A 12,626-nucleotide genomic window follows, 5' to 3' on the forward strand; every position below is an offset into this window, starting at 1 on the left:
AATGCCCCGCACCGTCTATTGCGAATACGAGAAGCGCGAGACCGAAGGACTCGACTTCGTGCCCTGGCCGGGCGAACTGGGCAAGCGCGTCTTCGCGTACATCGGCAAGGCGGCGTGGACCGCGTGGCTGGCGCACCAGACGATGCTGATCAACGAGAACCGTCTCTCGCCGATGAACCCGCAGCACCGCGCCTTCCTCGAAACCGAGATGGTGAAGTTCCTCTTCGGCGGCGACGCAGCCAAGCCCGCGGGCTACGTGCCGCCGGAAAACGAAACCTAGGTCGCCTTCTCGCGCTCGGCGGTCTGGGCCTCGCGCTTTTCCTGCTCGGCGGCCCTGAGCGCCTTGACGTCGATGGGGCGGATTTCCTGGATCCAGCACGGCATCTGGTTGGTGCCCCGCCCCAGCACGATCACCTTGTCGAAGCGTGCGTACACGCGGCCCATCTGATTGGTCACGGTGATGGCGTTGGCGAAGTCCAGGTCCTGGCAGGTACCGCCCAGTTCCAGCAGGTAAACGGTGCTGGGTCGCGTCCAGATCGCCAGTGCGGTGTTGCCCAGCGGCGTCCAGCCGTCGAGGCGGCCGAAGTACTGGAAGTTGCCGACCGGCGCTCCGGCATTGGCGCGATAGAGCGCCAGGCGTTCGGCATCGGTAGTGCGCGGGTCGCTCGCGCAGGCGCTGAAGGCGAAGATCGAAAGAACCGAGAAAACAAGGGCTTTCATCGATGACTCCGTGCAGCCACCGCGGCTGCGGCTGGGACCGTCGCCGCCATGATGCACCCGCCCGTCGCGGGCGCCAGCCGCGCGGACCGACCCGTTCAGCGCAGATCCGGCTTGCCATGTCCGCCGCCCATCCGTATCATTCCGCTCCTCGCACGGCCTGACCGTTGCGGAATGGCCGGGTAGCTCAGTTGGTAGAGCAGGGGATTGAAAATCCCCGTGTCGGGGGTTCGATTCCCTCCCCGGCCACCATTCAAATTCAAAAGCCCAGTAAGGCCACCGGCCTTACTGGGCTTTTTGTTGTGCGCAGTTGCCGGAACCCGGGGAGGCCGCGGAAGTTACGTGGTCAACCTGGTGCGCTGCTGAGGCTAAACGAGCACTTGGAAGCCAGCGGTGCAGAACTGATCGCCTTAGATGGCAGCGCCTGGCAATCGGCAAAGACGCTGATGGAGTTGCGACACCGGCTCGTGCATTACACGCACGACTGGCTCGATGGAGGCACCGAGGACCTCATGAGGGCCACCTCACTTCTCGAATCGGATTTGCTGCCGCGCTTGCGAGCAAGTTTCACGTTCTTGGCGCCTGATGCCGACGTCCTCAATACAGTCGCCGCCGGGCGTTTCCGGCACCGCGTCCCGCGTGGCCGAAAGCGCGGCATCAAGTCGACCTCGTCGGAAACCGCTCCTGTCGTAACCGCGGCTTGGTGGCTAGTCGTTAGCCCGCTCGGCACCTCCCCAAATCGCAGCTTGTGGCGGTGCCTCGGCACTCTTACGCTTCCAAGGCGGCGAAGTTCTGCCGCATGGCCCGCGTCAAATCCACAGGGGGATTGAATGGAGCAGCAGCAAGAGGAAGAACTCGACGGCATCGTTTGTCCAATCGCCGACGAACCGAACACCTTCTATTACGCCTTCTGCAAAACAGAGAACCGACGCATCCGAGGCGCTACAAACCAGTACGTCGTAGCGGAGAACAGTGCGAAGCATCACGCCCATCAGACTGGCCACGAGACTTCCGTGGAACAGGACAAGAGCAAGGCCTTGCTTGGCATCCCGTGCAGCGGCAACGGGTGCGGTTACATCCATTCCATGGTTCTTGAAGGCCCTTCAATCAGATTGCGGAACTCGCATCCGTCCAAATCGATTGAGGTGAAGGTGTACTGGGCGACCATCATGGGTGAGGCGTACAACACGTACACCCTATTCCCAGGCGATGACACGGTGTACCAGGGGCCCGGCGAGCCTTATATGTTTCGAAGATCAAGACCAAGATTGTTTGACGGTTTGCGTCGCCGCGGCCCATGCCGCGGCGACCGCTCTCGGCAATTTGAACAAGGAATAGATGCACCGCATCACGCGCCTGATCGACGTCTCAGAGTCACCAACTTCTCACCTGCACCGCGAACCGCTCAAGCGCTCAATCGGAGCCGTGAGCTGCTCAACGTCATCCGTAATGTAACCAGCAGCAGCGTCAGCTTCTTGGCTGTGCGCTAGGATCCTCTTCAGCGCATGGGCGGACGCGTCCATGGCCTCCAGGACGGGCAGCGCAGTGGGTCTCCATGAACAATCGTAGCCCAGTAAGGCCCGACGGCCTTACTGGGCTTTTGCTTCTTGAAACCTCGGCGCGGTCGGCCGACGTTCTCTCAGCGACTGACGCGTGTCGTCCTGCCGTCGGATGCGACCTGGACGCGGTCACCCACGCGGAACTCATTGACGCTTCCTTCCTGCGTGACCGCGATGGTGCGGCCCGACTCCAGTTCGACGGTCACTTCGATGCCGGATCTGCCTCCGCGGCTCGCGCGGTTTCCAACCGCGCCACCTGCAACTGCGCCGGCCACTGCACCGGCCGTGTTCGCCCGGCGTCCGCCGCCGATCGTGCTCCCGGCGATGCCGCCCAGGGCGGCACCGGTGGCGGTTCCTACACCGCGCGAGTCGTTCTGGATGGTCACTGCCAGCACGCGCCGGACCTTGCCCCACTCCACTGAGCGGGCTGTCCCGACCTCGCTGCTGCCCACGGTCTGCGCCATCAAGTCGGGAACCATCAGAAGAGACAACGCCACGCACAGCCCGAAAGTACCGAACTTCGCTTTCATCCTGATCCCCTTCGCGGTTGGAGTTGAGGCGCCTAGGTTCACGAGCGAGTTACGCTCCCCGTCGTGAAGCGATGGTGAAACGACCACGAGCCGCGACACGCGGCCGTTCGGTAGCCGCAATGCTCGATGACACTGCGGCATGCGCAGCGCGCAGCTGCTTGATCGCCGAGCTTCACTCGCCTTTCGGCATGGACCGCCATGCACTGGAAGGAACGGAACGCGTTGACGACGCAACAACGAAAGACTCCTTTCCAACAACGCGCGGTCGCGTAAGCGAAGCGGCAAACGCTGTCCCTTTCACGCCAGCTTCCAAAGCAAGTTGCGCGCCAACTCGCTTGCGCCGAATGGCAGTTGCGATTGATTCATCCGCGGCGTATCAATCGATGCTGGCAGGCACGCTGAGATGGTGTTCCGGCAGCCGCAATGGCTGCACAGGACTGGAACATCCCGAAGTGAATCTCTCACGCGCGTGTCGCGCACGGAGTGCGCGCGCCCCGATGGATCGACGGTTGCTTCGTCGGCGAACGCTCTCGAAGGCCTGGCGCATTGCCCTCGGAAAACCCAGTTGAAACGAGCGCTTTCAGCTCTTCCCCACCATGTGGAGTGCATCCACGTGACAGGTAACTGCACGCCGGAGGAGATCGTATGCGGAAGGTGACTCACCCTGACCTTTTGACCAGACGCAGGCTCTGCGGAGCTGCGGCCGCGACGATCGCTGCCGCACCGCTCGGACTGCTCAGTTGCTCAGACGGGAACAAAGCCATGAACGAAGTCGCAGAGAAGAAGCCGGCAGCGGCCAGCGCGTCCGCCGAGATCCGGCCGCTCGAATTCAAAGCTACGCAGGCCGACCTGGCGGACCTGAAACGTCGCATCGAGGCCACCCGTTGGCCCGAGCGCGAAACGGTGAACGACTCCACTCAGGGCGTCCAGTTGGCCGTGATGAAGAAGCTCGCCGACCATTGGGCGAAGAACTACGACTGGCGCAAGACGGAAGCCCGGATCAACTCCGTTCCCAACTTCATCACCAACATCGACGGGCTGGACATCCATTTCATGCATGCCAAGTCCAAGCATGAGAACGCGCTTGCGTTGCTGGTGGCGCACGGATGGCCGGGATCCTTCGTCGAGCAGATGAAGCTGATCGGCCCGCTCACCGATCCCACTGCGCACGGCGGCACCGAGGCCGACGCATTCCATCTGATCATTCCTTCGATGCCGGGCTACGGCTTCTCCGGAAAGCCCACGGCGACCGGCTGGAATCCACCGCGCATCGCCGACGCATACAACGAACTCATGAAGCGTCTCGGCTATACGAAGTGGGGAGCGCAGGGCGGCGACTGGGGCGCGATCGTCGTGGACCTGATGGCGCTCAAGAAGCCGCCCGGCCTCGTCGGCATCCACACCAACATGGCCGGCGTGGTTCCACCCGAGATTGACCAGGCGATGTTCCATGGCCAAGCCATTCCGGAAGGCCTGTCGGAAGAAGAACGCCACTGCTGCGAGCAACTCCTCTTCACCTACAAGCACATCGGCTACGCGATCATGATGGGCGACAGGCCCCAGACATTGACGGGGCTTTCGGATTCGCCGGTGGGGCTGGCGGCTTTCATGCTCGATCACGATCCCAAGAGCTACGACATGATCGCGCGCTCGGTGAACGGAACTCCCGAAGGACTGACGCCGGATGACGTGCTCGACAACATCACCCTGTTCTGGCTGACCAATACGCCGATCTCCGCGGCGCAGCTTTACTGGGAGAACAAGACGCCCTACTTCGCAGTCAAGGGCGTCACGATCCCGGTCGCGGTCAGCGCATTTCCCGACGAACTCTATACCGCTCCGAAGAGCTGGTCCGAGAAGGCGTATCCCAAGCTCGTGTACTACAACCGCCCCGCGAAGGGCGGGCACTATGCGGCGTGGGAACAGCCCGCGCTGCTTTCCAAGGACGTGCGCGAAGGGTTCAAGACGCTGCGTGGATGAGTCGCACCGGATGCAGCCGGGCGTGTCCCGGCTGCATGGCTCACGCAGTGGTTAGGGCGTGCTCGGCGGCGCGGCCGAAGCAATGGTCGCGCTGTCGATTTCCTTCCAGCCGCTGTCCGGATCGAATTTCGTCATCGCCTTCGCGATGCCGCCGCCTTCCGGGCCGAGGTCCTGCTCGAACACCTGCCCGTCGTGGCTGATGATGAAGCTCATGACGCCGCTGTCGCCGTAGCGCGCGGGCCATGCGACCAGCGCGAAGCCGCGGCTCATGTGGTCGCCGAGGAGATAGCTGTAGGCCCCGCGTGGCGCCGACGGCCCCTGCGCCTCGAGGATGCGGAAGTGGTAACCATGCCACTCGCCCTGCGGCGTGTCGTCGCCGAACAGCGGGCCCAGCGGACTCTCTTCGTCGTTCTTGTCGTCCCAGTACAGCCCGTCGTGCTTTCCGTCGGTGCTGACGAACTTGCGCGCGTACTCGAGCACGCCATCACCGTTGCGATCCACCGAGGCGTAGTCCATCTGTGCATCGTGATAGGCGAGCATCGCCTGCACCGTGTCCAGCTCATTGCGGCCGATGCGTCGCGCGCGGATTTCCGGCTCACCGGCCTTCAGGTTGAATGCCCAGCCGCTCGTGCCCTTCTCCAAGGGAACCGGCAGCGTCCACGCTTCCGGGCCCACGGCGAGGATCGCCCGCGTCGGCGATGGCGACTGGAAGGAATGGCGCTGGCGATAACGCTTGAGGAAGGCGTCGACGTCCTCACGATCCACGCTGCCGACCGGGATATAGGTTTTCCAATCCGGGCCGAGCACGGCGGACAGCTTCGCCTCGTCGGCCTTGCTCGTGCCAAGCGCGGCAACCAGCGCCTGCGCGGCGGCATCCGGCGTCGGGAACGACTGCTGGGCCTGCGCCGGCCATGCAAGCGCCGCCAGGCACACCAGCAGCGGGAGACGGATCGGACGGATCATCGAGCCTCTCCTTCAGCGACGGCGACCGCCGCCGCGCGATGGCGGTCGTGCGGGACGCGAAACGGGACGACTGCCGCCGCCGCGCGAACTCGAAGGACGCTGCGATGCGGAATAGCTGCCGTGCCCGCGATTGGACGTGGCGCGCGACTGGCCCGGATCGCGCGCGCCCGCGAAGGCGTTGTTGCCCTGATGTGCGCCGGCGTTGCGTTCACGGGCGCCCTGCCTGGCCTGGTTGTTGGACACCGACGGCGATCCTGCGCGCGTGTCGCGCGTTCCGGCCTGCTGTCGCGATCCTGGCTGGCGCTCGAACTCGCGCGAAGCCTGTCCCGCGCGTTCGCGTGCTTCGCGATTGCTCGCCGCGGGCGCCTCGAAGCCGCGCTGCTCCAGCGATTGCCGCGCGCGATCGCGATCCGCGGTACGCGCCTGGTCGCGACCACGGTAGCCATCGCGCTGGCCTGCGCCGTCGAGCTGGCGGCCGAACTGCTCGCGACTGGCGCGATCGCGATACGGCACGCCATCGCGATTGGCGGCGTCATGGCGCCATGTGTTCTCGTTGCGATTGATCTGGCGATTGGAGTTGATGTTGTTGTAGCGGTCCACGTCGATGTCGATATCGCTGTGGCCCCAGTCGAGGTCGCCCCACAGCGCGCCGCCGATGGCCACGCCCACGCCGAAGCTGAAGAGCGCCGCGCCGGGGTAGTAGTACGCCGGCGGCGGGTAGTAGTACGGCGGATACGACGGATACGCCCAGCTCCCGTAGACCACGCTGGGGTTGTAGCTGGGGACGTAGACGACCTCCGGGTTCGCCGGTTCGATGACGATGGTCTGCTGCGCCGCGCCCGTCGTTCCCGATGGCGCGGGCTGCGTTGTGACCTTCTGCTGCTCGGTCGACTTGAGGTTGCCTGCCGCTTCGGCCTGCCTGCGCAGTCGCTGCACGGATTCCATCACCGCATCGGGTTGCGCAAGGAACGCGTCGCCCATTCGCTGCACCCACGACGGATCCTGCCCCAGCACGGCAAGCAGCTGCGGGAACGCGACGAGCGATTGCACGCTCGGATCCCAGGGCTGGTTCGCAACCTGCTTCACCGCCTCCTCGCCCTTGGCATCCTTGTGCGCCTTCGACCATGCCACCGCATCGGCGACATCGCCCGGATAGGTCGACGCCATCAACACCTGCGCGAGCAGCGAGTCCGGATACAGCGCCACCGGCGCCATCATCTGGTCGAGTTCTTCACGGCTGAACGCCTGGGCGCCCGCGTCGCTTGCGGACGCCGGCGGCGACGTGCCCTGCGCGTTGGCCTGGCCCGTCGCGATGGCGCTGCCGGTCAGCAGCGCCATCGCCAGCAGCGCGGATGCGCGGATACGCATGCGGCTTCTCCCGTCGTGCCGGCCGGATTACTTGGCGCCGGCCTGCACGCCCTTGTCGACGACCAGCTTCACGACCACCTTTCTCGCGCTGGCATTGCTACCGGCACCGGCGTCGCTCGCCACGCCCATGCCATCGCCGGCGCGCACGCGTCCGGGCGCCAACCCTGCGTTCTGCTGGAGATAGTTGGACACCGCATCGGCGCGCCGCGAGCTCAGTCGCTGATTCGCCGCGGCATTGCCGGTGGAATCGGTGAAGCCCTGCAAGACGACCTGGTAGTTCTTCGTGTCCTTCGCCTTCGCGGCGAGGGCATCGAGGTCGGACTTGCCCTTGGAGGAAATGGACGCGCTGCCGGAGTCGAACAGCACTTCCACCGTGTCCAGTGCCTCATAGGTTCCGAAATCGTCCATGCGCGCCGTCGTCGGCGCAAGGCCGGCCTGGACCTGCTGCGCGGTGCGCATGTCTTCGGACTTGAACGAAATCTCGGTCGCGTTGAATCCGCTGCCTGCGGCCACGACGTCGGCGGTGATCGGAAGCCCGGGGATCAGCGCGCTCTGCTCGGCCTTCTCGTGAATGACACCGGTCAGGCCCTTGGTCCGCTTGTAGCGCGTGTCCGGCGCGACGGTGATCGTCTGCTCGACGTTGTTCTGGTCCTTGACGGTGATCGTGCTGCCCTGCACAGCGGTAATGAGGCCCTTGATCTTGCTCTTGTCACCATCGGCCGCGAACGCCGTCGACAGACTCGACAAGACCAATACGCTGACAAGCGCGAAATGCTTCGGCGATGCGTTCATGGCGATGATCTCGATATGGATGGGCCGCTGGATCGCGGACCGTGGCGTGCGGACCTGCGTGTGCGCGGCCATGCGTGCATGCATCGCACGGGGATCCGTCCGGATTGGCGGGTCGAATCTAGGCCCGCGGATTTCCGCCCGCCATTGGCCCTTGGCCCAATCCCGGTTTCGCGCCGCGGAACGCTTCACTTCGCCAAGATCCGTGCCGTACACAGACCGTTGATCGCCATACGAGCGCCGTGACGATGGACGGCGACACGCGCGATCGAGATCACGGCCGTCGCCTGGCACTGCTCACCGGAAGGTCGAAATGAAACCCCACGCCGCGTGCCGGCGCATTGTTCTGCGCCCATAGCCGGCCCAGATGCGAGGCGGCAATCGTGCGGCAGATGGCCAGGCCCAGGCCGAGGCCGTTCAGTTTGGTGGTCTGGAACGGCTCGAAGATGCGTTCCAGATCCGCCTCCGGTATTCCCGGGCCTTCATCCGACACCGTTACCCTCACCCATCCGTCGGTGACTTGCGAACGGATCGTCATGCGCCTTGATTCGGCGGCGAGCAGGGCGTCGCACGCGTTGAAGATCAGGTTCAGCACCACCTGCTCGATCTGCACGCGATCCGCGGTCACCGGCGGCAGCGCCACGGCCAGGTCCGTGATCACGGTGATGCCGCGACTTCGCAGGTCGTGGTCCATCAGGCGCAGGCTCTCGCGAAGCACATCGTTCACATCGATGTCCGCCCGGCTCTCCGGTTCCTTGCGCAGCAGCGAGCGCAGGCGTCGGATGATTTCTCCGGCACGGCGGTCATCGGCCACGATGTCGCCGAGCACTTCGCGGACTTCGGTCAGGCCCTCGGGATTGCGTTGCAGCATGCGCTGCGCGGCCTGCGCATTGCTGAGGATGGCGGCCAGCGGCTGGTTGAGTTCGTGCGCGAGCGAGCCGGACAATTCGCCCAGCATCGTCACGCGGGACAGATGAGCGACCTCCTCGCGACGCTGCGCGAGTTCGGCGATGCTCTTCAGGCGGACCAGTTCGCTGTTGCGCAACTCGACGGCCAGACGGTTCGACTCGAACAGGTTCGTCGTGAGCTGATAGCTCATCGCGACGATCACGAACAGGAAGCTGGCGCTGCCGATGAAGGGCGTCTTGATGGCGTTGAGCGTCATCAGGATCGCCGCCGTCATCATCAGACCGATGAAGAGCAGCCAGCCACCGCAGATGATGATGGCGTGGCGTCGCTCCGCGGCGCTGCCGGAACGCAGCGCCGAGGTAAGGACCAGGAATACATAGAGGGCCAGCAGGAGATTGCCGGCCTGCGCGACCAGTACCCAGGGGTTGGGCGATCCGATCGGGTATGAGACGACCACGCCACCCGCCCATTCGACCCGCCCCACCGCGGCGATCGACGCGAAGTTCAGGTTCGCGCCGGTCGTGAAGTTCAACGCCAGCGCGGCCATGCGCAGCGCAACCGCCGCGATCGCCAAGGCAAGGTACTTCGGCCCGAACGACAGGTGGACGAAGGTCACCAGCGACACGACCAACGCCGCGATCGGCACGTGCATCCATCGCAGCAGGCCCGCCAGTTCCGACGGAGTCCGCGCGTGGATGGCCTGCAGCTCCAGCAGGCAGAGGATGGCCAGCGAGATGGCGGCCACCGCGAATGCCAGGTGCTGCGGCATCGAACGCTGGCGCGCCCAGATCAGTGCATGGATCAGACCCAACGTCAGGCTGGCCGATGCCAGCATGGGCCAGACGACCTGCACCCATGACATGACCGGCCTGCCCCCGTATGCGCCGAACCCTAGGCAGACAACGGGGCCTCATCTGCACGTCGGCCAACGACAGCGCGCGCTCCGAAGAGCCAACGTAGGAAATTTCCTACCCCAGCAAGCGCGATTACCCGATGGAAGACCCATCCCGAAAAGGCAGATCCTGAGCACCGCCCCGGCAGCCCGGCCATGCGCAAGCAAGGATGCTGCTCAGCAATGGATAAGGCCGTCACCGTGAGCAGGTGAGCCAGCTGGGCCGGGGCGCTTTTTCTTCTGGGTCAGGCGTTCACGGGCATTTCCGGGAGGGTTCCAACGGTGGCAACGACTCACGCCGACGCCTCCCCGCGAACCCCCTACGCATCGCCGGCCGGCAGCCGTCCAGTCGACTTCCGCCGCAAGCGTGCGCGCCGCGCCGCGTTGCGGCATCTGTTCGTCTGGAGCGCCGTGGCAGCGCTGGCGCTGATCGCGCAGGTCGTGGCGCCAGCCGCGGCAACCTGACCCGCCCGCGCGGCATTTCCCTACATCCCCTAGCGCCCGCCGGAGTTAGCTGCTGGGCGCACCGTGCGCCGTAGTATGCTCGCCGTCCCATCAGACGGAGCGGCGGCATGAAGGCGATGCACTGGACACGTTGGACGGCCCTGGCGCTGGTCGCGCTGCTGATGGCGGGGTGTTCCAGCGGGCCGGTGCGACGGGTGTCGGAGCCTTCCGCCCGCATCCAGCAACTTACCGTCCGCGCCGATGGCAGCTGGTCGGCTGAACTGCGCATCGAGAACTTCAGCAGCATCCCGATGCGGTTCGAAACCGTCGACCTGGCGGTCAAGATCGCCGATGACGAAGCCGGCCGCCTGCGCGCGCAGCCCAACCTGACCATCGGCCCGGAATCGGCCGATGTCATCACCGTGACCGTCATGCCCGACGCCGCCGGCAAGCTCGCCGCCGCCGATGCGCTGGCGTCGGGTCGCAGCCTCGCCTACTCCCTCAACGGCCGCATCGACGCCACGCCCGACGAGGGCAAGCTGCGCAGCTTCGACATCGACCGCAACAACAACATGCTCAGCCCCGCGCCCGGCCTGCCCGGCGTGCTGCGCTGACCCACCTCTTCATTCACGACCGCGCAACGCGCGTCTGCCCGGACTTTCCATGAGCAGCTACAAGGCACCTCTCGACGACATCCGTTTCGCCCTCTTCGACGTCCTGGGCGCCGAAGGGCAGTTCCAGCGCCTGGGTTTCACCGATGCCACGCGCGACGTGCTCGATGCCGTGCTCGACGAGGCCGGGCGCTTCACCGAGACCGTGCTCGCGCCGCTCAATCCGGTGGGTGATCGCGAGGGCTGCACGCTCGACCAGGCGACGGGGCGCGTGACCACGCCGGCGGGTTTCAAGCAGGCCTATGCGCAGTTCGTCGAGGGTGGCTGGGCGGGGCTGACCTCGCCGGCCGAGTTCGGCGGACAGGGCTTGCCGCAGCTCGTCGGCGTGCCGCTGAAGGAAATGATCGACGCCGCGAACCTGGCGTGGGGCAACTTCCCACTGCTTTCGCACGGCGCCGTCGAAGCGCTGCTGCATCACGGCGAGGCCTGGCAGCAGGAGGTGTTCCTCAAGCCGCTCGTCGACGGCCGCTGGACCGGCACGATGTGCCTGACCGAGCCGCACTGCGGCAGCGACCTGGGCCTGCTCAAGACGCGCGCCGAGCCCAACGGCGACGGCAGCTATTCGGTCACGGGCACCAAGATCTTCATCACCGCCGGCGAGCACGACTTCACCGACAACATCGTGCACCTGGTGCTGGCGCGACTGCCCGACGCACCGGCCGGCAGCCGAGGCATCTCGCTGTTCCTGGTGCCGCGCGAACGCGTCGGCCGTGACGGCGCCACCGGCGCGCGCAACGAGGTGCGCTGCGGCAGCCTGGAACACAAGATGGGCATCCACGGCTCGGCGACCTGCGTGATGAACTTCGACGGCGCGCAGGGCTGGCTGGTGGGCGAGCCGCACAAGGGCCTGATGGCGATGTTCACCATGATGAACTCCGCGCGCCTGGGCGTCGGCCTGCAGGGACTGGGACTGTCCGAGCGTGCGTTGCAGAATGCGCTTCGCTATTCGCGCGAGCGCCTGCAGATGCGCGCGCTGTCGGGCGCCAAGCGGCCCGACAAGCCGGCCGATCCGATCATCGTGCACCCCGACGTGCGCCGCATGCTGTTGACCTGCAAAGCGCTGATCGAAGGCGGCCGCCTGATGGGCTACGACGCGGCGCTGCAGGGCGACATTGCCGAACACGCCGCCGACGCGGGCGAACGCAAGCAGGCTGACGCCATCGCCGGCTTCCTCACGCCGATCGTCAAGGCGTGCCTGACCGAATGGGGCGTGGAGTGCACCTATCACGCGTTGCAGTGCTTCGGCGGCCACGGCTACATCGCCGAGCACGGCATGGAACAGCTCGCGCGCGATGCCCGCATCACCACGCTTTATGAGGGCACGACCGGCATCCAGGCCCTCGACCTGCTCGGCCGCAAGATCCTGCAGATGCAGGGCGTGGGCCTGAAGGGTTTCCTGGCGCAGGTGACGGCCTTCTGCGAAGAGCATGCGAACGATGGCGCACTGGCGGAGTTCATCGACCCGCTGCGCGAAAAGACGGCGCAGTGGCAGCAACTCACGCAGACGGCGACGGATCGCGCGTGCGAGAACCCGGACGAGATCGGCGCTGCGTCCTACGACTACCTGATGTATTCCGGCTACGTCGTCCTCGCCTACTGGTGGGCCCGCGCGGTGGTCGCGGCGGAAGGCTCGTCGCATCCGCAGGTGTTCAAGGCCGACAAGCGCGCGACGGCGCGCTTCTACTTCGCCCGCATCCTGCCGCGCACGCTCGCGCATGCAGCGGCCATGGAGAGTGGCGTGGCCGGTCTGCCCGAGCTTCCCATCGAAGCGGCATGACCCGCACAGCCCGCGGATCGCATGGTC

The 12,626-nt window shown here is 65.7% G+C and carries 12 protein-coding genes and 1 tRNA gene; 7 read left to right on the forward strand and 6 right to left on the reverse strand.

Translation table 11 applies throughout. The annotated features are described in order from the left end of the window. The first annotated feature begins 1 nt into the window (after window position 1). Window positions 2-280, forward strand: a complete 279-nt coding sequence (locus AAFF32_RS17180; protein WP_342315849.1) for an oxidative damage protection protein — start codon at window positions 2-4, stop codon at window positions 278-280. Here AAFF32_RS17180 and AAFF32_RS17185 read toward each other — a convergent pair. Further along, entirely contained in the window at window positions 277-720 is a 444-nt protein-coding gene (locus AAFF32_RS17185; protein WP_216962872.1) for a DUF6491 family protein, read from the reverse strand. The two genes, AAFF32_RS17180 and AAFF32_RS17185, sit on opposite strands and share 4 nt — an antisense overlap. 173 nt (window positions 721-893) lie before the next feature. On the opposite strand from AAFF32_RS17185, the gene AAFF32_RS17190 reads away from it, so the two are divergent. Continuing rightward, window positions 894-969 (forward strand) — tRNA-Phe (locus AAFF32_RS17190). Window positions 970-1,547: 578 nt separating this feature from the next. Then, on the forward strand, window positions 1,548-2,207 hold the full coding sequence (locus AAFF32_RS17195) for a hypothetical protein (RefSeq protein ID WP_342315850.1): 660 nt from the start codon (window positions 1,548-1,550) through the stop codon (window positions 2,205-2,207). A gap of 149 nt (window positions 2,208-2,356) precedes the next feature. Here the strand turns inward: AAFF32_RS17195 and AAFF32_RS17200 are convergent, their stop codons facing one another. Then, window positions 2,357-2,806 (reverse strand): glycine zipper 2TM domain-containing protein, encoded by a 450-nt coding sequence (locus tag AAFF32_RS17200; protein ID WP_342315851.1) that lies wholly within the window; start codon window positions 2,804-2,806, stop codon window positions 2,357-2,359. A 645-nt stretch (window positions 2,807-3,451) separates the two neighbouring features. Between AAFF32_RS17200 and AAFF32_RS17205 the strand changes: the two genes are divergently transcribed. After that, window positions 3,452-4,786 (forward strand): epoxide hydrolase family protein, encoded by a 1,335-nt coding sequence (locus AAFF32_RS17205; protein ID WP_342315852.1) that lies wholly within the window; start codon window positions 3,452-3,454, stop codon window positions 4,784-4,786. A 51-nt stretch (window positions 4,787-4,837) separates the two neighbouring features. Here the strand turns inward: AAFF32_RS17205 and AAFF32_RS17210 are convergent, their stop codons facing one another. The 4 genes from AAFF32_RS17210 to AAFF32_RS17225 form a co-directional block, all read right to left on the reverse strand. Then, complete coding sequence (locus AAFF32_RS17210; RefSeq protein ID WP_342315853.1) at window positions 4,838-5,749, reverse strand: DUF2950 domain-containing protein; 912 nt, start codon at window positions 5,747-5,749, stop codon at window positions 4,838-4,840. Window positions 5,750-5,761: 12 nt separating this feature from the next. Beyond that, window positions 5,762-7,117, reverse strand: coding sequence for a DUF3300 domain-containing protein (locus tag AAFF32_RS17215; protein ID WP_254200531.1), 1,356 nt, complete (start codon window positions 7,115-7,117; stop codon window positions 5,762-5,764). Between the two features lie 27 nt (window positions 7,118-7,144). Beyond that, complete coding sequence (locus AAFF32_RS17220) at window positions 7,145-8,098, reverse strand: OmpA family protein (protein WP_342315854.1); 954 nt, start codon at window positions 8,096-8,098, stop codon at window positions 7,145-7,147. A gap of 82 nt (window positions 8,099-8,180) precedes the next feature. After that, the gene (locus AAFF32_RS17225) at window positions 8,181-9,677 is read right to left on the reverse strand and encodes an ATP-binding protein (protein ID WP_216962941.1); all 1,497 of its coding nucleotides are present in this window, start codon (window positions 9,675-9,677) and stop codon (window positions 8,181-8,183) included. A gap of 312 nt (window positions 9,678-9,989) precedes the next feature. On the opposite strand from AAFF32_RS17225, the gene AAFF32_RS17230 reads away from it, so the two are divergent. From AAFF32_RS17230 to AAFF32_RS17240, 3 genes are all read left to right on the forward strand, one after another. Further along, on the forward strand, window positions 9,990-10,172 hold the full coding sequence (locus tag AAFF32_RS17230; RefSeq protein ID WP_216962943.1) for a hypothetical protein: 183 nt from the start codon (window positions 9,990-9,992) through the stop codon (window positions 10,170-10,172). A gap of 116 nt (window positions 10,173-10,288) precedes the next feature. Further along, window positions 10,289-10,765: an LEA type 2 family protein gene (locus AAFF32_RS17235; protein ID WP_216964239.1), complete on the forward strand. Its 477-nt coding sequence runs from the start codon at window positions 10,289-10,291 to the stop codon at window positions 10,763-10,765. A 49-nt stretch (window positions 10,766-10,814) separates the two neighbouring features. Further along, window positions 10,815-12,599 (forward strand): acyl-CoA dehydrogenase C-terminal domain-containing protein, encoded by a 1,785-nt coding sequence (locus AAFF32_RS17240; RefSeq protein ID WP_342315855.1) that lies wholly within the window; start codon window positions 10,815-10,817, stop codon window positions 12,597-12,599. Window positions 12,600-12,626: the final 27 nt, after the last annotated feature.

Origin of the sequence: Lysobacter sp. FW306-1B-D06B (genome assembly GCF_038446665.1) — a bacterium.
Classification (GTDB): domain Bacteria; phylum Pseudomonadota; class Gammaproteobacteria; order Xanthomonadales; family Xanthomonadaceae; genus Lysobacter_J.